At 66.4% G+C, this 21,761-nt stretch carries 20 protein-coding genes and 1 tRNA gene; 9 read left to right on the forward strand and 12 right to left on the reverse strand.

Going from position 1 to position 21,761, the window contains the following annotated elements:
• The first annotated feature begins 4 nt into the window (after positions 1–4).
• From JQN66_RS04770 to chrA, 3 genes are all read left to right on the forward strand, one after another.
• Entirely contained in the window at positions 5–934 is a 930-nt protein-coding gene (locus JQN66_RS04770) for a GNAT family N-acetyltransferase (RefSeq protein ID WP_204676848.1), read from the forward strand.
• Positions 935–1,017: 83 nt separating this feature from the next.
• On the forward strand, positions 1,018–2,025 hold the full coding sequence (locus JQN66_RS04775) for a DMT family transporter (protein ID WP_204676849.1): 1,008 nt from the start codon (positions 1,018–1,020) through the stop codon (positions 2,023–2,025).
• Positions 2,026–2,080: 55 nt separating this feature from the next.
• A complete protein-coding gene (gene chrA, locus JQN66_RS04780; RefSeq protein WP_204676850.1) occupies positions 2,081–3,304 on the forward strand; it encodes a chromate efflux transporter in 1,224 nt (407 codons plus the stop codon).
• Here chrA and JQN66_RS04785 read toward each other — a convergent pair.
• The 4 genes from JQN66_RS04785 to JQN66_RS04800 form a co-directional block, all read right to left on the reverse strand.
• Positions 3,258–3,848, reverse strand: coding sequence for an RDD family protein (locus JQN66_RS04785; RefSeq protein ID WP_204676851.1), 591 nt, complete (start codon positions 3,846–3,848; stop codon positions 3,258–3,260). The genes chrA and JQN66_RS04785 overlap by 47 nt on opposite strands.
• A 50-nt stretch (positions 3,849–3,898) precedes the next feature.
• Positions 3,899–4,180, reverse strand: coding sequence for a putative quinol monooxygenase (locus tag JQN66_RS04790; protein ID WP_204676852.1), 282 nt, complete (start codon positions 4,178–4,180; stop codon positions 3,899–3,901).
• Positions 4,181–4,389: 209 nt separating this feature from the next.
• Positions 4,390–6,063, reverse strand: coding sequence for a DUF5671 domain-containing protein (locus JQN66_RS04795; protein WP_204676853.1), 1,674 nt, complete (start codon positions 6,061–6,063; stop codon positions 4,390–4,392).
• Between the two features lie 2 nt (positions 6,064–6,065).
• Positions 6,066–6,527, reverse strand: a complete 462-nt coding sequence (locus JQN66_RS04800) for a hypothetical protein (protein ID WP_204676854.1) — start codon at positions 6,525–6,527, stop codon at positions 6,066–6,068.
• Positions 6,528–6,612: 85 nt separating this feature from the next.
• Here JQN66_RS04800 and dusB point away from each other — a divergent pair, with 85 nt between their 5' ends.
• From dusB to JQN66_RS04820, 4 genes are all read left to right on the forward strand, one after another.
• The gene (dusB, locus tag JQN66_RS04805; protein WP_204676855.1) at positions 6,613–7,815 is read left to right on the forward strand and encodes a tRNA dihydrouridine synthase DusB; all 1,203 of its coding nucleotides are present in this window, start codon (positions 6,613–6,615) and stop codon (positions 7,813–7,815) included.
• 65 nt (positions 7,816–7,880) lie between these two features.
• A complete protein-coding gene (locus JQN66_RS04810) occupies positions 7,881–9,164 on the forward strand; it encodes a deoxyguanosinetriphosphate triphosphohydrolase (RefSeq protein WP_204676856.1) in 1,284 nt (427 codons plus the stop codon).
• 9 nt (positions 9,165–9,173) lie between these two features.
• Positions 9,174–11,051, forward strand: coding sequence for a DNA primase (gene dnaG, locus JQN66_RS04815; RefSeq protein ID WP_204676857.1), 1,878 nt, complete (start codon positions 9,174–9,176; stop codon positions 11,049–11,051).
• A gap of 53 nt (positions 11,052–11,104) precedes the next feature.
• Positions 11,105–11,180: transfer RNA gene (locus JQN66_RS04820), tRNA-Asn, on the forward strand.
• 54 nt (positions 11,181–11,234) lie between these two features.
• Here the strand turns inward: JQN66_RS04820 and JQN66_RS04825 are convergent.
• Positions 11,235–12,056, reverse strand: coding sequence for a hypothetical protein (locus tag JQN66_RS04825; RefSeq protein WP_204676858.1), 822 nt, complete (start codon positions 12,054–12,056; stop codon positions 11,235–11,237).
• A gap of 197 nt (positions 12,057–12,253) precedes the next feature.
• On the opposite strand from JQN66_RS04825, the gene JQN66_RS04830 reads away from it, so the two are divergent.
• Positions 12,254–13,075 carry a DUF4190 domain-containing protein gene (locus JQN66_RS04830; protein WP_204676859.1) on the forward strand — a complete coding sequence of 274 codons (822 nt, stop codon included), beginning with the start codon at positions 12,254–12,256 and terminating at the stop codon, positions 13,073–13,075.
• Positions 13,076–13,151: 76 nt separating this feature from the next.
• On the opposite strand, the gene JQN66_RS04835 is transcribed toward JQN66_RS04830, so the two are convergent.
• From JQN66_RS04835 to JQN66_RS04850, 4 genes are read right to left on the reverse strand one after another with little or no spacing between them, the layout of a single operon-like run.
• The gene (locus tag JQN66_RS04835; protein ID WP_275439070.1) at positions 13,152–13,919 is read right to left on the reverse strand and encodes an ABC transporter permease; all 768 of its coding nucleotides are present in this window, start codon (positions 13,917–13,919) and stop codon (positions 13,152–13,154) included.
• Positions 13,916–14,686 (reverse strand): ABC transporter ATP-binding protein, encoded by a 771-nt coding sequence (locus JQN66_RS04840; protein WP_204676860.1) that lies wholly within the window; start codon positions 14,684–14,686, stop codon positions 13,916–13,918. Before JQN66_RS04840 ends, JQN66_RS04835 begins: the two co-directional genes overlap by 4 nt.
• A gap of 2 nt (positions 14,687–14,688) precedes the next feature.
• The gene (locus tag JQN66_RS04845; protein ID WP_204676861.1) at positions 14,689–15,060 is read right to left on the reverse strand and encodes a DUF1048 domain-containing protein; all 372 of its coding nucleotides are present in this window, start codon (positions 15,058–15,060) and stop codon (positions 14,689–14,691) included.
• Between the two features lie 3 nt (positions 15,061–15,063).
• Positions 15,064–15,399, reverse strand: coding sequence for a PadR family transcriptional regulator (locus tag JQN66_RS04850; protein WP_204676862.1), 336 nt, complete (start codon positions 15,397–15,399; stop codon positions 15,064–15,066).
• Positions 15,400–15,577: 178 nt separating this feature from the next.
• Between JQN66_RS04850 and JQN66_RS04855 the strand changes: the two genes are divergently transcribed.
• Entirely contained in the window at positions 15,578–16,207 is a 630-nt protein-coding gene (locus tag JQN66_RS04855; protein WP_204676863.1) for a maleylpyruvate isomerase family mycothiol-dependent enzyme, read from the forward strand.
• Positions 16,208–16,264: 57 nt separating this feature from the next.
• Here JQN66_RS04855 and JQN66_RS04860 read toward each other — a convergent pair whose 3' ends face one another.
• Genes JQN66_RS04860 through JQN66_RS04870 form a run of 3 tightly spaced genes read right to left on the reverse strand, consistent with a single transcriptional unit; the run spans position 16,265 to position 21,377 of the window.
• Positions 16,265–18,607, reverse strand: a complete 2,343-nt coding sequence (locus tag JQN66_RS04860; RefSeq protein WP_204676864.1) for a GNAT family N-acetyltransferase — start codon at positions 18,605–18,607, stop codon at positions 16,265–16,267.
• Between the two features lie 8 nt (positions 18,608–18,615).
• A complete protein-coding gene (locus JQN66_RS04865; RefSeq protein ID WP_204676865.1) occupies positions 18,616–19,926 on the reverse strand; it encodes a lysine N(6)-hydroxylase/L-ornithine N(5)-oxygenase family protein in 1,311 nt (436 codons plus the stop codon).
• Positions 19,923–21,377: a pyridoxal phosphate-dependent decarboxylase family protein gene (locus JQN66_RS04870; RefSeq protein ID WP_239464143.1), complete on the reverse strand. Its 1,455-nt coding sequence runs from the start codon at positions 21,375–21,377 to the stop codon at positions 19,923–19,925. Before JQN66_RS04870 ends, JQN66_RS04865 begins: the two co-directional genes overlap by 4 nt.
• Positions 21,378–21,761 lie beyond the last annotated feature (384 nt).

Genomic DNA, 21,761 nt, shown 5'->3' on the forward strand with positions numbered 1-21,761 from the left:
CCCGATGAATGAACTGGAATTCCGCCCCTGGCGTTCCGGGGACGACCTTGAGCTGCTGCAGATCTTCGGCGACCCGCGGTCCCCGCAGGCGCACCAGGATCGCACCATGCTGCGCGAGAACAGCGATGCGTCGTTTTCCCGCACGCTGGTGGCCACCGTCGATACGGTGGCCGTCGGCGCGGGTGTCGTCTTCGCCTCGTCGCTGCATCCGCAGCGGCTGTGGCTGTACGTCGAGGTCGCCCCGGACATGCGCCGCCACGGCGTGGGCCGCGAACTGGCTGCGCGGCTGCGCGAGCAGATCCCGGAAGGCACCACGGCCGAACTCAAGGCCCGCTACACCGTGACCGCCGGCGACAGCGCGCAGGCCGCCGCGGGGTTCTGCGCCGCGCTGGGACTGGGCGAAATCCAGGTCTCGCGCGACGTCGTCATCGAACCCGGAGCCCTGGCGGAACCGGTGTTCGACACCAATGACCGCGTCATCGAGGAGCTGTCCACCGGCAGCGTGGAACTGACCCGCCTGGTCATGGACTTCTACAATGCGGTGCACGCCGACTGGGATCCGGCGGCCATGACCGTGGGCTCGGCCCAGCGCATGCTGCTGGACGAGAACACCGGGGCGCAGGCCGCGCTGGTGCTGCGCGACAAGCCGAAGTCCGAGGGCGGGGTGCCGCTGGCCTTCGCCGTCAGCTACATCCCGGCCCGCGAAAACGCCCCCTCCGACGTGCTGGTGGGCCACAACCCGGCCTTCAGCGACGACGAGGTGGCCGAGGCGGTGCGCGACATGGTCGCGATGCTGGTCTACCAGTACCCGGTGAAGCTCGAAGTCGACTCGTCGATGTTCGTGCTCTCCTCGCTGGTGGATGCCTTGGCCAGCGTGGAGCAGGCCACCGTCATCTCCACGACCCACATCATGGCGTCCGACGCCGTTCGCTAGCCCTGGCACACCGCAACGGGACCTGCACTGCAGGTCCCGTTGCGGTTTTCTGAACCGGAAACCTTCTGCACGAAAGCCAGCTTTTGACCTCCCGTACCACCCCGCCGCCGGTTCACGCCGGCGGCACCCTGCTTTTCATCCTGCTCAGCGCGGCCTCCGGGCTGCTGCTCTCCCTCCAGTCGAGGATTAACGGCGCACTGGCCACGGCGCTGGGCGATCCGATCGCCGCGGCCACCTTCAGCTTCGGGGCGGGCTTGCTGGCGTTGGCGCTCACCGCGCTGGCAGCTCCCACGGCCCGCCGGGGCGTGCGGCGGATCCCCGCGGTGCTGCGCGGGCGCCGTGTCCCGTGGTGGTACCTGGCCGCCGGAGCGGTCGGCGCGCTGATCGTGTTCAGCCAGTCCGCCACGGTCCCGCTGATCGGGGTGGCTCTGTTCACCGTCTGCCTTGTCACCGGCCAGTCCATCGGCTCCATGGCCATGGACCGCGTGGGCTTCGGCGGGGCGGCGCCGCGCAGGATCAGCATTCCGCGCATCATCGGCGTGGCGCTGACCATCGTGGGCGTCATCTGGGCGGTGGACCCCGGCGCCGCCGGCACCGGGCTGTCCGGGCAGCTGCTGCCCATGGGCTTCGCCGTGCTGGTGGGCATGCTGATGGGGTTCCAGGGCGCGGCCAACGGGGCGCAGTCCGCGGCCTACGGCAGCGCGATCGCCGCCACCTTGGTGAACTTCGTCGTGGGCTTCGCGGTGCTGGGCGCGGTGATGCTGGCGCGGCTGGCCGGCGGGGCACGGCTTGCGCCGCTGCCGGCGGAGCCCTGGTACTACATCGGCGGGCTGCTGGGCTGCATCTTCGTGGGCCTGACCGCCACCGTGATCAAGCGGCTGGGAGTGCTGGTCACCAGCCTGGCCGCGGTGGGCGGGCAGCTGGTGGGCTCGCTGGTCCTGGACATCGTGGTACCCGCGGCCGGAAGCCGCGTGAGCACCGCGACGGTGCTGGGCACCGCGCTGACCCTGTTGGCGGTGGCGCTGGCCTCGGTGTCCGGGGCGCGCGGCACCGCGGCGGCGGTGGAAACCCGGCAGAAGATCCGCCGCTAGCGGCACCGGAAGCGCTGTTTACCTGGCGTTTTCCTTGCCCGCGTAGGCTGGTCGCATGAACAGCGAGCAGCACACCCGCAGGGGATCGGCAGGGGAAGTGTTCCGCGTCTTCCTGAAGCTTGGTCTAACCTCCTTCGGCGGCCCGATAGCGCACCTGGGGTATTTCAGGACCGAGCTGAGCGAACGCCGCCGGTGGGTCACCGACACCCAGTATGCGCAGCTGGTGGCGCTGTGCCAGTTCATCCCCGGACCCGCCTCCAGCCAGGTGGGTTTCGCGCTGGGCCTGCACCGGGCCGGGCTGCGCGGGGCTTTGGCCGCCTTTGCCGCCTTCACCCTGCCCTCGGCGGTGCTGCTGGCCCTGTTCGCCTACGGCGCCTCGTTGTTCACCGGAACCGTGGGGGCGGGGCTGCTGTCCGGGCTGAAAATCGTGGCGGTGGCCATCATCGCCCAGGCGGTGCTCGGCATGGCCAAGACACTGACCCCGGATGCCACCCGCGCCTCGATTGCGGTGGCGGCGGCGATGGCAGCCTTGCTGCTGGGCGGAAGCCTGGGACAGGTGCTGGCGATCGTGCTGGGGCTGGCGGCCGGCTACTTCCTTTGCCGCACACCCCCGTCCGCGAAGACAAGCAGTGACGAGGCGCCGCTGCGGTTCACCGTCAGCCGCCGTGCCGGCGTTTTCAGCCTGGGCGCGCTGGCCCTGCTGCTGGTGGGCGTCCCGCTGGCCGCGGCCGCCACCGGGTGGGGAGCGTTCTCGCTGTTTGACGCGTTCTACCGTTCGGGCGCACTGGTTTTCGGCGGCGGGCATGTCGTCCTGCCGCTGCTGCAGGGAGCGGTGGTGGACACCGGCTGGGTCTCGAACCAGGACTTCCTGGCCGGCTACGGTGCGGCGCAGGCCGTCCCGGGACCGCTGTTCACCGTCGCAGCCTATCTGGGAACCATCTCCACGGTGGGTCCCGGCGGCATGCTCGGTGCCGCGATCGCCTTGACAGCCATCTTCCTTCCCGGATTCCTGCTGCTGGTGGGGGTGCTGCCGTTCTGGAACGTGATTTCTCGCCGCCCGCGGGCGCAGGCCATCATGCGCGGCGCCAACGCCGCGGTGGTGGGGATCCTGGCCGCCGCGTTGTACAGCCCGGTGTTCACCAGCGCGGTCACCGGGCCCGGGCAGTTCGCCCTGGGTCTGCTGTGCTTCGTGCTGCTGGTGTCCTGGAAGCTTCCGCCGTGGAGCGTGGTGGTTATCGGAGCCCTGGGAGGAGTTCTGCTGGCGCTGGCCGGAGCCTGACGACCTTGGTGCCGGCCGCCAGGTCATGCGGTCCGCGGCCCTCGCGCTGCATCCCGACCATCAGCAGGTAGACCGCCGGCAGCACGTTGGCGACAACCGCCGCCGTGTACAGCCAGACCGGAAACGTGGTGCTGCCGGTGGAAGCGATGGCCGCGAAATTCCAGACGGAGAAATGCGCCATCTCCCACGGCAGCAGCTTGACCGCGGTGCGCAGCAGGATCCGCGGCGTGGAGGCCCGTTCGCCGGTGCGCCCGTCGACGACCTGCAGCTGCAGCCGGCGTTTGCCCAGTGTCGCTTGGGCGGCGGAGGACTCGGTGAGAAACAGGTAGATGCCCACGGGCAGCACCAAGACCGCGAAACCCAGCAGCTGGGCGCCGGCCGGGCCCAGCTCAAGCCAGTTGCAGAACTTGCCGGTGCTCAACCGGAGCAGAGCGACGGTGGCCGCGAGCGCCAGCATCCACCCGAGGATCACCAGGTAATCCACGAGCGAGGCCAGAACCCGACTCCACAAAGCGGGCCTGGTCGACTCCTGCGCGGCCGCCATGGCTGTACGCTAACACGACTTTGGAGGGCCTGCCATGGCTTGCGGCGTTATCAGTCCAGTCCGCTGATCGTGTAGTCGCGGGTGATTGCGCGGGTCATCCGTCCCCATAAGCTCGAAGCCCCGCGTTCTTGGTGGGCCCTGAACGCCGCTGGATCGGTGAAACGTTCCTCGACCGACCAGATCAGCGGATCCTGCGTCGGCGCGACCTCGAAAAAGATGCAGCCCGGCTCCTTGCGGGTGAGCTCGATATGCCCGGGGAGATAAGCCGTCACCAGTTCGGCTTCCGCCGTGTTCTTGCACAGCAGCCGGCCGCTCAAGCGCACGTGGTCCATTCGTCAATTCTCCGTTTCGGTTGAGTCCCGGTCGGATTCCTTCGCCCTTTGATGTCCGTGGGTTCACTACCGATCGACCCCTGCAGGCTTCGAGCCCAATGGCAAGAGGCGAAGGCGCCCTGCCCTGTTGTTGTCCGCCGTGGGATCCCGCGTCGTCCCCGGCCAGAAGCGCGCCTTCCTTGCCACACCCCTCGCGGCGGTGCCCGGGATCAGTCCGCCAGTTCCGTGAAACTCACCTGTCCGTCGGCACCGGCCACGGCCAGCAGCGAGCCGGGCCGGGTGGCCAGGGTTTCGGTGATCCGGTTGACCAGCTGCTGGGTGATTTCCTCGGGCAGGCGCGGGCCGCTGGAAGCGATCCAGCGCACCACCAGTCCTTCGGTGAGCTGCAGCGTGGCGAGCAGATGGTCGCTGCCATGCGGCGCCACCACGATTACCGTCCGTGCTGCTGCCGGGGCCGGCTCGGCCGGAACCGGGGAGCCTGCTGACGGGGCCGCCGGGGCTTGCGGCCGCTGGGCGGCCAGCCGTTCCCGGTCCGACTTCCACAGGGCGAAATGGTAGGCCGACACCCCCGCGGTGGCGAGCAGCCATCCCAGCGGGGCGCGGATGTAGTCCAACAGGTTCAGCGCAGCAGACGTGCCGGCCACCAGGATCTCGAAGACGCGGTAACCGACAATCAACAGCGCAACCAGGGCGACCACGGCGCTGACGCCAAAGAAGAGCACCAGGTACACGCGCCGGGACTCGGGATCTGCCGGGACCCCCGGACGGAAGTACAACGCCCAGAACACCACACCGACCACTGCCAGCGCGATGCCGGTGCGCAGCACCGACGGAGCGGTGTCGGAATTCAGCGGCGAGGAGACCGAAGCGAGCAGCGCGTTCACGACCATGCCCAAGCCGCTGGCCAGCAACGCGAGCGAAATGCCGCTGATGATCTGCCGCGACACCGTTACCACCAGCAGGCCGCGGCCGGCGAGCTGCCAGTGGTGGTAGGTCCAGAAAATGGCGCCGGACAGCAGCGCGGAGATCGCCAGCGGCCCCGAGTCCGCGAAACGCCGGCCCATCTCGGTGAAATCCCACGGCAGCGGGATGACGATGTTCAACGTCGCCGCGGCCGCCAGCAGCGTGGCCAGCGCAGCCAGGCAGACGCCGACCAGCATCACCACGAAGGAGCTGAAGATATCGCGCAGGGCCTGGACCCGTTGCAGCTTCCAGTGCCAGAACCACAATAAGGCGGCGCCCAAGACCCAGATCACCGAGCCCAGCAGGCGCGGCAGCGGGCTCTGGCCCACCAGGATCACGGACGGAACGAACAGCAGATCCAGCGCGGTGCGCAGTGCCGCGGCCAGGGAGAATGCGGTCAGGCCCAGCGCATAGGCGTTGCCCAGGCAGGCCGCAAGGTGCGGCAGCTCGCGCGGCGCGTACTTCACTGAATTCAGCATCCGGAATTGCCAGAAGGCCACCAAGCCCCAGCCCACGACGGTGCCGGTCAACTCCTGCCAGGAATTCGAGGCAATGCCGTCGACCAGCCCGGAAAGCAGACGCAGCAGCGCGACCGAGGACATCACCAACGCGATCAGGTAGACGGCCGCCCCCTGCAGGGACCAGATGGCCGCGTCGGTGGGGTGCGCGTCGATTAGCTTCTTGCGGATCCACACCCACAGCAGCCAGGCCAACGGCCCGGGGATGACGGTGAAGGCCAAGGCGGTGGCCAGGACCAGCTGCCGGTCGTCGTCGACGACCAGACCACGCAGGGCCATGCCGACGAGCAACGACAGCCCCGTGCCCAGCAGGATCAGCAGGACCAGCAGCAGGCCGTGCAGGATCAGGCCGCGCAGGGCGTTGACGGTCTGCCCGGTGGCGGATTTAGACGGTGAGCTCATGGCTAGAGCCCCATTTCTTCGGCGGTGCACAGGCCCATCTGCCACGGTGTGGCGGTGATCAGCCAGGTGCCGTTGACCTTCTTCAATTGGAAGACGTCCTGCGATTCGTAGGATTCGAAGAACAACCCGCCTTCGCTCCCGTAGGCCATGGACACGGTAATGGTCGACGTCTGTTCGGTGGTGGCCTCGCGAACCAGGCTGACCTGCGCGGTCTCACCCTCGCTGGAGTAGGGGTCGCAGACCTGCTTGTCGCCGCCGTCCTCGACAAGCTTCTGCGCCGCGGACAGGTCCGAGGACTGGAACGCGAGCACGTAGCGCTGGACGACCCCGGCAGGGGTGTCAGCATCGCGCAGTGGAGGGGCGGGGCGCAGGGAAACAACAATCAGGGCGGCTATAATCAAGCCCACACTGAGCGTTGCCAGGGCGATCAATGCGCCCTTCGCAGGCACGGAAATACTTGTCATAGCCTAATTTTCTACTACCGCGGATTGATAAACCAGTACTGTGACATTGCGGTTTGATCAAGATCTCACCACGGGATTTGCCCCCATGGGCGATAATGGAGTGGTGACGACCCTGACTGATGTGCAAAGCGAAACGCCGACCCTCAAGCTGCCCCCGCTGCAGCTGGGCAAACTCACCATCGAGACCCCGGTGGTGCTGGCCCCGATGGCCGGCGTGACCAACCGCGCCTTCCGCCGGTTGTGCCGCGAATATGGCGGCGGACTGTACGTCACCGAGATGGTCACCGCCCGCGCGCTGGTGGAGCGCAACCCGGAATCCATGCGCATCATCTCGCACGACGATGACGAAGACATCCGCTCCATCCAGATCTACGGGGTGGACCCTGCCACCGTCGGCGCCGCCGTACGCCTGGTCGTGGAGGAAAACCGCGCGGACCACATCGATTTGAACTTCGGCTGCCCGGTGCCCAAGGTGACCCGCAAGGGCGGCGGCTCGGCCCTGCCCTGGAAGTCCGACCTGTTCACCGGCATCATCGAGGCCGCCACCCGCGAAGCGGCCAAGGGCGATATCCCGCTGACCGTGAAGATCCGCACCGGCATCGACAACGACCACCTGACCTACCTGGAGTCCGCGAAGATCGCCCGCGACCACGGAGCGGCCGCGGTGACCCTACACGCGCGGACCGCGGGCCAGTACTACGCCGGCCACTCCGACTGGTCGGCCATCACCACCCTGCGCGAGGCCATGGACGACATGCCGGTGCTGGGCAACGGGGACATCTTCAGCGCCGAGGACGCCATCGAGATGGTGGAGCAGACCGGCGCCGCCGGCGTCATGGTCGGCCGCGGCTGCCAGGGCCGCCCGTGGATCTTCGGCGACCTGCAGGCCGCCTTCGAGGGACGCGCGGACCGCATCCGCCCCGGCGTGCGCAAGGTCGCGGACACCGTGTACCGCCACGGCGAGCTGCTGGCCGAGTTCTTCGAGGACGAGGGCAAGGGCATGCGCGACATCCGCAAGCACATCGCCTGGTACTTCAAGGGCTACCCGGTGGGCGGCGAAATCCGCTCCCAGCTGGCCCAGGTCCCGTCCCTTGAGCGCCTGCGCGAACTGCTGGACCAGCTGGACCTGGACCTGCCGTACCCGGGCGATGCCGCCGAAGGCACCCGCGGACGCGCCGGCCACCCGAAGAAGACCCACGTGCCGGACGGCTGGCTGGATTCGCGCATCATGACCGATGCGCACCGCGAAATGATCAAGGCCGCGGAGCTGGACATCTCCGGCGGCTAAGCCCGCAGCTACGCCGACGGTGGATAAACCCGGCGGCCCGCCAATTAGTCACTAGACTTGGAGCTATGACTCAGATCCCCGGATACACCGACATGGATGCGGAACGCTGGGTGCCCGAGCCGGCCAAGAAGTCCTACCGCACCGCCTTCGAGCGCGACCGCGCCCGCGTGCTGCACTCCTCGGCGCTGCGCCGGCTGAGCGCCAAGACCCAGGTGGTCGCCCCGACCCAGGACGACTTCGTGCGCAACCGGCTGACCCACTCCCTGGAAGTGGCCCAGGTGGGCCGCGAACTGGGGGCCGCGCTGGGCTGCGATCCGGACGTGGTGGACACCGCCTGCCTGGCCCACGACCTGGGCCACCCGCCCTTCGGGCACAACGGGGAGAAGGCGCTGGACAAGCTCGCAGCGGACATCGGCGGGTTCGAGGGCAACGCCCAGACCCTGCGGCTGCTGACCCGGCTGGAGACCAAGACCTTCCGGCACAATGGCCACTCGGCAGGCCTGAACCTTTCCCGCGCTTCGTTGGACGCGGCCTGCAAGTACCCGTGGCTGCGCGCCGACGCGCCGCAGGTGGACGGTAAAACCACCCGCAAGTTCGGCGTCTACGCGGACGACGCGCCGGTTTTCGACTGGCTACGCTCGGTGCCCGAAGCCCGGGAAGCCGTGGTGTGCATGGAGGGCCAGGTCATGGACCTGGCCGATGACATCTCCTATTCGGTGCATGACGTGGAGGACGCCATCGTCGGCGGCAACCTGCAGCTGCGCTGGCTGAAGAAGGACGCCGCCCGCACCCGGGCGCTGCAGGTCACCAAGGACTGGTACCTGCCAGCCACCGCGGACCAGGACATCGAGGCGGCGCTGCGCCGCCTGGAGCAGAGCCAGGAATGGGTGGCGCACTTCGATGGCTCGCGCCGTTCCATGGCAGGGCTGAAGGACATGACCAGCCAGTTCATCGGGCGCTTCGCCGCGGCCGCCATGGACGCCACCCGCGCCCGCTACGGAACCGGCCACCTGACCCGCTACAACGCGAGCCTGATCGTCCCGGAGGAAACCGAGCACGAGATCGCTGTCATGAAGGGCATCGCGGCCAGCTACGTGATGACCTCGGAGGGGCGCCAGCCGCTCTACGACCAGCAGCGCACGCTGCTGGCCGAGCTGGTGGAACTGCTGCTGGAGACCGGCAGGGACAACCTGGAGCCGATCTTCGCCGCGGACTGGGAGGACGCGGCGGACGCGGACGCGCAGCTGCGCGTGGTGATCGACCAGGTCGCCTCGCTCACCGACGTCTCCGCCACGCAGTGGCACTCCTATCTGGTCAAGGGCGAGGCCCCGGACGCAACGCTGTTTTAGAAGGGAATCATGGCAGGGCTGATCAAGCGCGAAGACATCGACGAGGTGCGCAACCGCACCGACCTGCGCGAGGTCGTCGAATCCTATGTCACGCTCAAATCCGCGGGCATCGGATCCTTCAAGGGCCTGTGCCCGTTCCACGACGAGCGCAGCCCCTCCTTCCACATTCGCCCGCAGCTGGGCACCTTCCACTGCTTCGGCTGCGGCGAATCCGGCGACGTCATCGCCTTCATCCAGAAAATGGACCACTCCTCCTTCACCGAAACCGTGGAGCTGCTGGCCGCCCGCATCAACTACGAGCTGCATTACGAGGACGGCGGCCCGGGCCCGCGCCGCGAGGACTACGGCAAGCGCCAGCGCCTGGTCGATGCGCACAAGGTCGCCGAGGAATTCTTCCGCACCCAGCTGGAAACCGGCGAGGGCGCGGCGGCGCGCGAGTTCCTCACCGGCCGCGGCTTCGACGCCGAGGCGGTGGCGCACTTCTCGGTGGGCTACGCGCCCAAGGGCTGGGACGGGCTGCTCAAGCACCTGCGCAGCCGCGGCTTCGTGGACGAGGAGCTGAAGCTCACCGGCATGTTCTCCGAGGGCAACCGCGGGATCTACGACCGCTTCCGCGGCCGGGTGGTGTGGCCGATCCGCGACCTGTCCGGGGCCACCATCGGCTTCGGCGCGCGCAAGCTCTACGAGGACGACCAGGGCCCGAAATACCTGAACACCCCGGAAACCCAGCTCTACAAGAAGTCCCAGGTGCTCTACGGCCTGGACCTGGCCAAGAAGCAGATCTCCAAGGGGCGGCAGATCGTGGTGGTGGAAGGCTACACCGACGTCATGGCCTGCCACCTGGCCGGCATCACCACCGCGGTGGCCACCTGTGGCACCGCCTTCGGCACCGACCACATCAAGATTTCGCGCCGTCTGCTGCAGGACGACGGCACCGGCGGCGAGGTGATTTTCACCTTCGACGGCGACGAGGCGGGCCAGAAGGCGGCGCTGCGCGCGTTCGAGGAGGACCAGCGCTTCATCGCCCAGACCTACGTGTGCGTGGAGCCGACCGGGGTCGACCCCTGCGATCTGCGCCTGCACCGGGGCGACGAGGCGGTGCGCGAGCTCATTGCGAACAAGCGGCCGCTGTTCGAATTCGCCATCCGCGCCGAGTTGAAGAAGTTCAACCTGGACACCGTGGAAGGGCGGGTCCAGGCCCTGCGCCAGACCGCGCCGATTGTCGCGGCGATCCGCGATTCGGCCATCCGCCCGGCCTATGCCCGCGAGCTGGCCGGCTGGCTGGGCATGAACAACGAGGACGTCAACCGTTCGGTGGCCGCGTCCATCAAGCGGGCCAAGCTGCCGCGCAACACCCCGCCCGCGCAGCCCCAGGCACAGGCCCAGTCCCAGGGCACCCCGAACGCCCTTGCCTTCGAGCGCCCGGACCAGCGCGACCCGGTGATGCGGCTGGAACGGCAGGCGCTGGAAGTGGTCATCCAGCAGCCGCAGCGACTGGCCGACGAGCAGTGGCAGGCCTTCTACGAATCGCGCTTCATGGCCCCGGCCCACGCCGCGGTGCATGACGGGATCGTCGCCGCCTCCACCGCTGGCTCCTCGGCCGCTTCCTGGGTGGAAGTCATCCGCGAGGAGGTGCCCGAGCAGCTGCGCAGCTTCGTTTCGGAGCTCGCGGTGACCGTCATTCCGGCGCTGGACGAGCACAACCTGAACCGGTACTGCTCGGACATCATCAACGGCTTGATTGAGCTTCAAATCACACATCGCAAGGCGGAGTTGATCGGCCGGCTGCAGCGCGCCGAAATGGACCCGGATGGCGAGGAATATTCACAGGTCAATAAGGAATTGATGGAGCTGGAGATGCGCCGGCGGATCCTTCGGGGAACCTAGCGCGCCGATTTTGCATTCGGGAAAACCTCGGGTAAAGTTATATCTCGTTGCAATCCTCCATAGCTCAATTGGCAGAGCATTCGACTGTTAATCGAAGGGTTACTGGTTCAAGTCCAGTTGGAGGAGCCAAGGAAAATCTCCCAGCCGTTTCATACGGTTGGGAGATTTTTGTTTCGCCGGAAATCAGTGCTCCCAGAGCCTGCGGGATTCCAGGTACCAGAAGTAGGCGAAGAGCCCGATCTGGAACCATTCGACGATGAACACCGCCTGCCGCACACCCAGCCATGCGAGCACCGGCCAGGCGGCCAGACCCGCCCCCATCAGCCACAGGATCCCTGCATAGTGGATCCGCCGTCCGCCGCTGGTGTCGTGCTCGCACAGGCCGCCGGCGCCCAGATGGCTGGCGATCGCCAGGGCCATCGAGCAGACCAGCAGGAACGCGGCGGTGACATGGACGCCGGCGAAGTACGTGCCCTCGACAACCCGCCAGAGCACCAGCAGCAGGAAGACTGCCAGCAACACTGCACACAGGATCATCAGGAACCGCCGCCGCGGCGTGCCCAGCAACTCGGGGCCCGGCCAGCGCATGGTCCTCCACCCCAGATAGGCGAAGACGGCCGTGACGACGAGTACGGCGATGATGGCCACGCGCACGGACAGGATGGAACGTGTTCGCCCCGCCTCATCGAGCAGGGCCAGCGAGGCCTCGAAACGGGTGGGAACCAGCGCGACGAACATGGCGTAGAACCCCGCCAGGTTCAGGGCCAGGTCCTCCACCGGCGGACCGGAATACACCACCAGCAGGATGCCGGTGCTGACCACCATGGCGACGAAAAGGTCCCGGGCCGGCCCCAGGTAGTAGGAGCTGATCGAGTCCTCGATCCGATGATTCACCACCGCGTAGACGAGAATCGCAATGATCAGCAGCAGCGGCACGACCAAAAGCATCAGCCGCACGTAGCGCAGGGTCTCCAGTCCATGGGGACGATCCGTCATGTTGCCCATATCCGCATTCTGCACCGGGACCGCGTGCCCTGGCTAGGGGGCAGGGACGGCAGGCCGGCAGCGGGCCATAGTGTCGGTCGCCCTTGGCATGATGAAGTCCAGGTCGTTCCAGACCTCGGCACACAGGAGTACAACATTTCCCGCCGCTGCCGAAACCCGGTGCGCTGGGCGCACCATCATCACTCGAGGAATCATTCATGTCTGTTGGAAATCAGCTGGACCCCGGCCACCAGATGCCGGCACCGGCTCCCGCCCCGGTCGCGAAGTCGTCGGCCGGCAAGGGCCTGGGCGTCGCCGCCCTGGTCATCGGCATCGTTGCACTGTGCCTGTGCTGGGTGCCGATCGTCAACAACTTCGCCGCGGTGCTGGGCTTCATCGCCCTGGTCCTCGGCGTCGTCTCGCTGGCCATCGCGTCGAAGAAGAACGGCGGCAAGGGGCTGGGCGTCGCCTCGAGCATCATTGCCGTTGTCGCCATCGTGCTCGTGTTCGTGACCCAGGCCGCCTACGTGAAGGCGTTGGACGGGTTGTCGGCGGCCATCGAGGATGCCGGCGACGGCGAAGTCGCCGCCTCGGAAGAGGTGCTGGAACAGGCGCAGGATCCTGCGCAGGCCCTGGGCCTGGGGCAGGCCGCCGCCATCGGAGAATACACGGTCCGCGTGGATGCGGTGAACCTGGAAGCCGACAAGGAAATCGCCGCCGCGAATTCGTTCAACGAAAAGCCCGAAGGCCAGTACGTGCTGGTTGACCTCGCTACGGAGTACAACGGTGCCGAGGAAGGCGACCCGTGGATCGACCTGACGGTCGAGCTGGTCGGCTCCGACGCGCGCATCTACAGCACTGCGACCAACATGGCGGTGACGGAGCACCCGGCGACGGACGTGCCGACCCTGACCGCCGGGGGCGAGGGCTCCTACCAGCTGGCCTTCGACGTGCCGGCCGCAGCCGTCGAGGACGCCAAGATCCGCGTTACCGAAACGCTGTCCTTCAAGGACGAGTCGGGCCTCTGGGCCACCAAGTAGTTCCAGAGCGCACGAACAGCCGCAGGATGCAATCCTGCGGCTGTTCGTTGTCCGGCGCTGCTTGCGGCCTGCAGGGTCAACCGCGGGTCTTGCGTGCGAAGACGTAGAGGGAGATGCCCCAGGCCGCTGCGAGCAGGCCCAGCAGCCAGGCCGCGGAGACCCAGATCGATGCATCCACGCCGCTCCCGGTCAGCAGCGAGCGCAGCGAATCGACGATGGCGGTGATTGGCTGGTGCTCGGCGAACCAGGCCACGGCCTTGGGCATGGAATCGGTGGGGACGAACGCCGAGCTGATGAACGGCAGCAGGATCAGCGGGTAGCTGAACGCGCTGGCCCCGTCCACGGTTTTGGCGCTGAGCCCGGCGATGACCGCGACCCACGTCAGCGCCAGGGTCGTGGCCAGCAGCAGGGCCGCGACGGCCAGCCAGTCCAGGACGGAGGCCTGGGCGCGGAAGCCCGCAAGGAAGGCCACGCCGATGACCAGCAGCAGGGAGATGGCATTGGCCGCCAGCGAGGTCAGCACATGGCCCCACAGCATGCTGGACCTGGAGATGGGCAGGGAGCGGAGCCTGAGCATCATGCCTTCGGACATGTCCAGGAACAACCGGTAGGAAGTGTAGGCGACGCCCGAGGCAATGGTGATGATCAGGATTCCCGGCAGCATGTAGTCCACATAGGATTCGCTGCTTCCGGTGTTGATCGCCCCGCCGAAGACGAAAACGAACAGCAGCATCATGGCGATCGGCGTGATCGCGGTGGTGATGATGGTGTCGGGGCTGCGCAGAATGTGGCGCAGGGAGCGACCGGTGAGAAGACGGGAGTCGTGCAGGGCTGCGATGCTCATGACGTGGCTCCTTCCGGGGTGCTGGCGGAACCGACGAGGTTCAGGAAGATGTCTTCCAGCGTCGGTTCCTTGGCAACGTGTTCGATCGTGGCCGGGGGCAGCAGCTTGCGCAGATCGGCCAGGGTGCCTTCCTGGATGATGGTGCCGTCGTGCAGGATGGCGATCCGCTCCGCCAGCTGTTCGGCCTCGTCCAGGTACTGGGTGGTCAGCAGGACGGTGGTGCCGGAGGCGGCCAGTTCCCGGATGATGTTCCAGGTCTGGATCCGGGATTGCGGATCCAGCCCGGTGGTCGGCTCGTCCAGCAGCACGAGCGGCGCGCCGCCGACCAGTCCCATGGCGAGGTCAAGCCGTCGGAGCATGCCCCCGGAATAGGTCGAGGCCCGGCGCGATGCGGCTTCGGTGAGGTCGAAGCGTTCGAGCAGCGCGTCGGCTGCGCGCTCCGGATCGGGTTGCCGACGCAGCCTGGCGAGCAGGAGCAGGTTTTCCCGACCGGTGAGCACCCCGTCAATGGCGGCGAACTGCCCGGTCAGGCTCAATGACTCGCGCACCTGGCGGGGCTGGGTCGCGGTGTCGAAGCCGTTGACCAGTACCTGCCCCGCATCGGCGGACAGCAACGTGCTCAGGATCTGGACCAGCGTGGTCTTGCCCGCTCCGTTGGACCCGAGCAGTGCGTAGATGCTGCCGGGCTGAACGACCAGGTCCACGCCGCGCAGCACGTGCAGGTCCTTGTAGGACTTGTGCAGCCCGTGGACCTCGATTGCATGCATGGCTACTGCCCTTCTTCCTTCCGTTCGGCCTGGTCGATTGCCTCGATCAGCCGTGTGCGTTCCTTGTCGATCCAGCGCTGGCCTCCATAGGCCGCGGTGAATTCCTCGGCGAACTCCACCGGGTTTTCACCGACGATTTCGCGTACCGGGGTGCCGGCTGCGGCGGCGCCCTCGAAGAGATCGGCCAGGTCGCCGAGCATGGCGACCAGGATGTCGCCGTCCGTGACCCCGCCTTGGTAGAGGAAGTAGCGCTGCAGCGCGGCGGTGGTTTCCTTGTAGGGGGAGGCCAGCTCCTGGAGCCGTGCGACATTGCGCTTGTACTGCTTTTTCTGTTCCAGGGATCCGGTCATCATTTCGATCCATTTGGCTGCCATGATTCAGCGTCCTTTGCTGTTGTGGGGGAGGTTTTCGATGCGGCTGACCAGCTCGTTCCACGTAGACCAGAAGTCCTTGAGCTGGGCCCGGCCTGCGTCGTTGAGGGTGAAGACCTTGCGCGGCGGCCCCTTGGCGGAGGGGACCTTGTCCACCGCGACGAGCTTCTTGGTTTCAATGCGAATCAGCAGTGCATAAATGGTGCCTTCGGCGATATCGGTGAAACCGCGTTCTCGAAGTTCGGCGGTGATTTCGTAGCCGTACGCGGGGCGTTCGGCGAGGATCGACAGCACAATGCCTTCGAGGGTGCCTTTCAGCATTTCGGTCATCTGTGTTCCCATGGCATCTCCTGTCTACTTAGCGATGTTGAGTACAGGTAGATAGTAGAACTAAGTAGCAGTAACTAGCAATACTTAGTAGTGAAGTTTTTTCCTGTTCAAGCAAAAGCGATTCCCACAGGGGACTGGAACACGCAAATTTTCCGGACGGAAGAACCCGACAACGAACTAGGCTGGGGCCATGGAAAACGCAGCCAGATGGCGGTTGATCGATGAGGAACGCCGGCGCCTGGACAACGTGCTGGCGGCGCTGGAGCCCGGGCAATGGGAACTGCCGACGCTGTGCGGGGACTGGGACGTGCGGCACGCGGTCGCGCACCTCAGCGCGGCCGGGTCCACCGCGTCCCCGCGATGGCTGGTGAATATGGCGCGCTCGGGGTTCAACACCGACCGGCATAACGCGCGGCTGCTGGCCGGGCAGCTGGGGCGGGACTGGTCCCAGACCCTGGAACGCTATCGCCTGGTCTGCACCCGCCGCATCGCCCCGCTGGGATCCAGCCAGGGCCTGCTCGGCGAGGTGCTGGTGCACGGGCAGGATATTGCCAGGCCGAACAAACTGCGCCTGGACCCCTCTGTCCCGGCGGTGCGCGAGGTCGCAGAATTTTTCGCGGCCAAGGATTTCGCGGTGAACAGCAAGACTCTGTCCAAGGGGCTGGCGCTGGCCGCGGTGGACGATGATTTCTCCGCCGGTTCCGGCCCTCAGGTGCGTGGAACCCTGCTGGACCTGGTGATGGCGATGGCCGGGCGGCGCGAAGCCTGCGACCGGCTTGAAGGCGAAGGCGTCGCGGCCCTCGCCGCCCGGATCGGGTAGGCGCCGCACCGGAACGCACGGCGTTCCCGGCGCGGCGCCCGCGGAGAAGGAAAAATCCTACTCCATGGCAACGAGCGCCGATGCCAGCGGATTCTCCAGATCTCCGGCATACAGCAGGCCGCCCGACTGGTCCGCAAGATTCAGCATCTGCTGGTTGTTGCGCAGCTGGAGACGGTTCAGGCAGGAAAGCGGAAAGTCCTGGGCAAACAGCCCCAAGCGGTCGAAGTCTTCGGCGAAGTCCGGATGCCCGCTGCGGTAGGCCAGCAGGCGCTCGGAGACGATGCGCCAGAAGTCGTCCTCGCCCAGCACCTTTTCGGCGTCCAGCAGCGGCGCGAGGAAGCGGAAGAACGAATCGAACACGTCGGTGAAGATCGACAGCACGGGATCGCCTCCGGTGCGTACCCGGCGGACCTCTTCGGGCAGTTCAACCCGGTCGGAGAGCACCGCAATCTCCTCGCCCAAATCCTTGAGTAGCACTCGCTGCACCGCCCCGTCCTTGAGCACCAGGATGACATTCTCGCCATGCGGCATGAACACCAGGTCGTAGGCCGCCAGGCAATGGACCAGCGGAACCAGGTACGCATCGAGGTAGGTTGCCAGCCACTGCCCGGCGTCCAGGCCGCTGCCGCGGATCAACGCCGCGGCGAACGACCGGCCCTGGTCGTCAACGTGCAGCAGGCTGGCCATGGTGGCCAGGCGCTCGCCCTCGGCCAGAGCGCCGATGGGGGATTCACGCCACAGGGCGGCAAGCATCTTGCGTTGCGCCGCCGAGACGTCGGTGGCGGCTTCGAACTGCGGGTTGCGGTATCCCACCGCGGCGATTTCGCGCAGCAGCGCCACCGGCTGCGTGCTCAGCACCGGGTCCTTCTCGAACAGCTCGCCCAGCCACTGGTTGATCGCCGGGGTGGCCTTCATGTATTCGGCGCTCAGGCCGCGCATGAAACCCATGTTGAGGATCGACATGGCCGTCTTCACGTAGTGCCGTTCCGGGTGGTCCACGTTGAAGAAGGTGCGGATGGACTGCTGCGGCTGGTAGTGATCCGCGCTGGCGCCCAGCCAGATCAGCTGGCGGGCGGCGATGTCGTTGGCGAAGGTGATGGACAGCCTGTTCTCCCACTGCCATGGATGCACCGGCAGCAGGATGTAGTCCTCCCGATTCCCGCCCGTACCGTCCAAGGAATGCTGAAGCCTCCGGTCCAGCCGCGCGCGTTCGGCCGAACTCAGCTCCGCGGCCAGCAGCCCCTCGTAGTCCAAGGTATCGAGCGAGCTGAAATGGGCCCGCGAACGATGGGCGGCGACCCAGCCCAGGCGCAGCGCTGTTCCGGTCTCCGGGGCGTAGCGCAGGAAGTCGGTGCGGCCCAGTCCCATGCGTCCGTTGTTGGCGACGAAGCAGGGGTGCCCTTCGGTCATCGCGGCCTCGATCCGCTGGAACGACTGCGCTGCAGTGCCGGCGAACCGCGCCAGCTGCGCGCTGGAGTGCGAAGCCTGCAGCTGCTTGTAGCAGTGGCTGCTGAGCGTCGAGGACAGTTCTTCCAGATAGGTGGGCAGCTGCGCTTCACCCAGGGTGAGTTCACTGCGGTAAAGCGTGACGAAATCGAGCACGTCGACCGGAGCCGGCTGCCAGGATCCATCGGCCCAGCGTTCGTGGCGGATCGACTGCGGCTGCACCAGCCAGTGGTTCATCCGGTACCTCCCGGCGGTGAACCGGTAACGGTGCCCGTCCTTGTGCAGGCTGTACGACCGCTCGCCGTGCTCGGCAGGCTCCAGCAGCCGTTCATGGCTGAATTCACCCAGCGCCTTGGCCAGCACATGGCGGTTGGCGCGTTCCCAGCGTTCGGGGGACAGCACGGTGCCGGTTGGCACCGTGCCGGTGGCTTGCTCGAAATCGGCGCGGGTGATGATCGACAGCAGCGCATGCTTGGTGCCGCCGTTTGCCTCCACCAGCCGAACCGGCCCGCAGGGCCTGAATCCCACCTTGGCGTTGAGCGCTTGGATCGACTTGTTGCGCAGGTCCGGCTCCACGATGATCCGTTGCACCCGCGGATCGGCGAAGCCTTGCTCCACGGCGGCGGACAGTGCACGGTAGGTGAACCCTGCTTCGGGCGCAGTGGTTGCCGGGGCCAGGAAGTGCAGTCCTAGATCGCCGGGGACATGGCGGTAGGCGCCGGCCAGCGGGGAAGCCAGCGGATCGTAGAGTTCCACCAGGAAGCGGGCGGCCTGGTGCTCGACGCCCAGCAGCACCTGGTACCGCGGCGTGCCCAGCAGCTCGGCGTAGGCCGACTCGATCTCCGTGGCGGTGGCGTGCGGCATGCCCCAGAACGCTGCGTGTTCGGTGGCGATCCAGGAATGCAGCAGCTCGGTGTCTTCGGGCAGGCGGACGGAACGGAATTCAAAAGTCATGGGTGCTCCTAGGCGTGGGTGGCCGTTGCAGTGGGCAGGATGTCGAGGGAAGCGGCGCCGAAGCGCTGGAAGGCGATGCGATCTTCCACCGGGTAGGCGGTGCCCTGCATGATCCGGTTGAGCAATACCGAGTTGCGGTAGGCGCCCATACCCAGATCCGGGGCGGTGAACCCGTGGGTGTGCAGCTCCGCGTTCTGCACAAAAATGCCCGGACCGATGCCGTACTCCCGGTCCACGTCCAGCCGCCCGTCGGGCAGGGTGTTGATCCGAGTGCTGATGCCGGCCAGGAAATCCGGCAGCTGGCTCGTGTAGCCGGTGGCCAGGACCAGCTCGTCGGTCACGAATGACAAGTCCCGTGCCGTGCATTTGTGGTGCAGTTTCACGGCCAGGCCTTCGTGGCGCAACTGGATGTCGGTGGCGGCGCACCCGGTGCGCAGATGCACGTTGGGGCGCCCTGCCACGCTGCGTTCGTAGAGCTCGTCGTAGATCTCGTTGACCAGGTCCGCATTGATGCCCTTGTAGAGCCCCTTTTGCCCGGCGGCCAGCCTGTCGCGTGCACTTTGCGGGAGCGCATGGAAATGGTCGATGTATTCCGGCGAGGTCATCTCCAAGGTCAACTTGGTGTATTCCAACGGGAAGTAGCGTTCCGACCGCGTTGCCCAGATGAGATGGTCCTCCTCGGGCAGGCTGCGCAGCAGGTCCAGGAAGATCTCCGCCGCACTCTGCCCGCTGCCCAGCACGGTGGTGACCTTCGGACGTGAGGTGCGCGGCTGCAGCAGGCGGTCTCGATGGCGCAGGTAGTCGCTTGAATGGACGGCCTTGGCCGCGGCGGCTTCGCCGAGCGCCGGTGGGAGGTAGGGCTGGGAACCTGTCCCGAGCACCAGCTTGTCGCAGCTGAATTCGTCAACGCCACCGGCGGTAAGCACCGAAACCCGGTAGCGGCCCGCGGCATGCTCGACCGCGAGGACCCGATGGCCCAGATGGACGCTGTCGAGTTCTTCGGCCGCCCAGGCAAGGTAGTTGCTGTACTCGGCGCGCAGCGCATAAAAGTCTTCGCGGATGTAGAACGGGTAGATCCGGCCCTGCTGCTTGAGGTAGTTCAGGAAGGAGAACCGGCTGGTGGGGTCGGCCATGGTGACCAAATCCGCCATGAAGGGCACCTGGAGGTGGGTGCCTGGCAGCATCATGCCGGGGTGCCAGCTGATCGTATCCCGGGCTTCGAAGACGGCCAGGCTCAGCTGCTCCAGCGGCTCGGCCAGCGCGGCGAGACCGAGATTGAAGGGGCCGGCACCGATGGCGATGACGTCAAAATGCTTCACAGTGGTATTCCAGCTTTCTGATCGGAGAGTACTTCGCGGCCTACCCGGCAGATGGCGTCGAGAATGGCGCTGATATCGGACAGGGAGGTGTTCGGGTTCAACAGGGTGAGCTTGAGCAGGCGCTCGCCGTGGTGGGTGGTGGCAGCGATCATGGCTTCGCCGGAGGCATAGAGCCGATGGCGGATCTGGTCGGCGAGCTGGTTCTTCTGCGTCCGGGACAAGGCGGCGTGCGGGGCATCGAAGGCGAACACCAGGGTGCTCAGCTGCACCGGGGCGACCAGCCGCAGCTCGTCGCGCAAGGCCACTTCGCGCTCGGCCATTTCCGCCAGCTCGATCACCTGGTCGAACATGTCGCCCAGTTCTCCGGCGCCCAGCGTGCGCAGCGTGGTCCATAGTTTCAAGGCATCGAAACGGCGCGTGGTCTGCAGGGACTTGTCCACCTGATTGGCGCTGCCGGCCGCTTCGGACCGCGGATTGAGGTACTCGGCGTAGTGGGCGATGGAGCCGAAATCCTGGCCGCGGGCCAGGATGAGCGCGCTGGATCCGATGGGCTGGAAAAACGACTTGTGGTAGTCCACCGTGACGGAGTCCGCGGTTTCGATGCCGGACAGCCGGTGGCGGTGGCGCCGGGAGATCAGCAGCCCGCAGCCGTAGGCGGCGTCGACATGCAGCCAGGTCCCGTGCTCCGACGCGATGCTCCGCAGTTCGGGCAGCGGATCGATGGCACCGAAATCGGTGGTGCCCGCCGTTGCGCTGATGCTCATCGGTTGCAGCCCGGCCTGCACGTCTGCCTCGATCTGCCGGCGCAGGGCCGCGGGATCCATGCGGTGCAGGGGGTCGGTGGGAATTGCAACGGCGGCTTCGACGCCCAGGCCGAGCAGCATGGCGGAGTTGCGGATGGAGAAATGCGCATCGACGGAGCAGTAGATCCGGAGCTTCGACAGGCGGTGGGGCAGCGAACCCCGCAGCTTGGCGGTGGCAATGTTCCGGGCGATCAGCATGGCCTGGAGGTTGGATTGGGTGCCGCCGGAAGTGAAGATCCCGTCAGCCTTCTGGGGGTCGAAGCTGATGAGCCCGGAGGTCCAGTCAACGAGCTTGCGTTCGATCAGGGTAGCCCCGGCGCTTTGGTCGAAGGTGTCCATCGAGGTATTCACGCTGGTGACCATGGCCTCGATGGCCGCAGCGGGGATGGCCACGGGGCAGTTCAGGTGGGCGGCGTAACGGGTGTCGTGGAAATAGATCGCATCCCTCAGATAGAGCCGCTGGATCTCTTCCAGGGCATCGGTGAGATTGCCCAGCGGAGTATCGAGGTCCACGGCCTCGATTGCCGGTCGGAGCTCCTCGGGGCTGGCACCGGTGGCGGGGGAGGCTATGCCGGATAGCTGTACGGCCAGGTGACTCAGTACGAGGGCCGACTCGGTTTCGAATTGTGCCGCGGTCTGTGCAGACAACAGCGAGCTGTCATGAAGTCGTGAAATGACGGTGGCTCTTTGCATGGAAGGCAATGGGGTACCCAAGTGCATGCTCCTCAGCTTTGCGGGAATGTATGGTCAGGCTTACCTAACGAGAACTATTAAGAACATAAGATATTTAGTTAATGCAAGCCGGGTAACTCAAATTGAAAGTTTCATGACGCTGATGCCATTGGGCGCGTTTGTGGTAACGCCGACCATCTTTGGCCGCTTTGACCTGTACGTTTCCGAATGCGACACGGTAGCGTCGCGGAGCCTAGCGGAGCAATTTCCCCCGGATCGGGTTGCTTGAAACTTTGAGCTAATCGATTGACTTGCAAGTAGGAGTGAAAATGGCATGTTGACTGGTAGGTTTCAAGAACC

The organism is Glutamicibacter protophormiae (assembly GCF_016894325.1).
In the GTDB taxonomy this organism is placed as follows: domain Bacteria; phylum Actinomycetota; class Actinomycetes; order Actinomycetales; family Micrococcaceae; genus Glutamicibacter; species Glutamicibacter protophormiae.

Excerpts from the sequence above, each read along its gene's own strand:
- JQN66_RS04770 (WP_204676848.1), top strand. The coding sequence starts at position 5 with ATGAATGAACTGGAATTCCGCCCCTGGCGTTCCGGGGACGACCTTGAG.
- chrA (WP_204676850.1), top strand. The coding sequence starts at position 2,081 with ATGAACAGCGAGCAGCACACCCGCAGGGGATCGGCAGGGGAAGTGTTC.
- JQN66_RS04785 (WP_204676851.1), bottom strand. The coding sequence starts at position 3,848 with ATGGCGGCCGCGCAGGAGTCGACCAGGCCCGCTTTGTGGAGTCGGGTT.
- JQN66_RS04790 (WP_204676852.1), bottom strand. The coding sequence starts at position 4,180 with ATGGACCACGTGCGCTTGAGCGGCCGGCTGCTGTGCAAGAACACGGCG.
- JQN66_RS04795 (WP_204676853.1), bottom strand. The coding sequence starts at position 6,063 with ATGAGCTCACCGTCTAAATCCGCCACCGGGCAGACCGTCAACGCCCTG.
- JQN66_RS04800 (WP_204676854.1), bottom strand. The coding sequence starts at position 6,527 with ATGACAAGTATTTCCGTGCCTGCGAAGGGCGCATTGATCGCCCTGGCA.
- dusB (WP_204676855.1), top strand. The coding sequence starts at position 6,613 with ATGGGCGATAATGGAGTGGTGACGACCCTGACTGATGTGCAAAGCGAA.
- JQN66_RS04810 (WP_204676856.1), top strand. The coding sequence starts at position 7,881 with ATGACTCAGATCCCCGGATACACCGACATGGATGCGGAACGCTGGGTG.
- dnaG (WP_204676857.1), top strand. The coding sequence starts at position 9,174 with ATGGCAGGGCTGATCAAGCGCGAAGACATCGACGAGGTGCGCAACCGC.
- JQN66_RS04825 (WP_204676858.1), bottom strand. The coding sequence starts at position 12,056 with ATGGGCAACATGACGGATCGTCCCCATGGACTGGAGACCCTGCGCTAC.
- JQN66_RS04830 (WP_204676859.1), top strand. The coding sequence starts at position 12,254 with ATGTCTGTTGGAAATCAGCTGGACCCCGGCCACCAGATGCCGGCACCG.
- JQN66_RS04835 (WP_275439070.1), bottom strand. The coding sequence starts at position 13,919 with ATGAGCATCGCAGCCCTGCACGACTCCCGTCTTCTCACCGGTCGCTCC.
- JQN66_RS04840 (WP_204676860.1), bottom strand. The coding sequence starts at position 14,686 with ATGCATGCAATCGAGGTCCACGGGCTGCACAAGTCCTACAAGGACCTG.
- JQN66_RS04845 (WP_204676861.1), bottom strand. The coding sequence starts at position 15,060 with ATGGCAGCCAAATGGATCGAAATGATGACCGGATCCCTGGAACAGAAA.
- JQN66_RS04850 (WP_204676862.1), bottom strand. The coding sequence starts at position 15,399 with ATGGGAACACAGATGACCGAAATGCTGAAAGGCACCCTCGAAGGCATT.
- JQN66_RS04855 (WP_204676863.1), top strand. The coding sequence starts at position 15,578 with ATGGAAAACGCAGCCAGATGGCGGTTGATCGATGAGGAACGCCGGCGC.
- JQN66_RS04860 (WP_204676864.1), bottom strand. The coding sequence starts at position 18,607 with ATGACTTTTGAATTCCGTTCCGTCCGCCTGCCCGAAGACACCGAGCTG.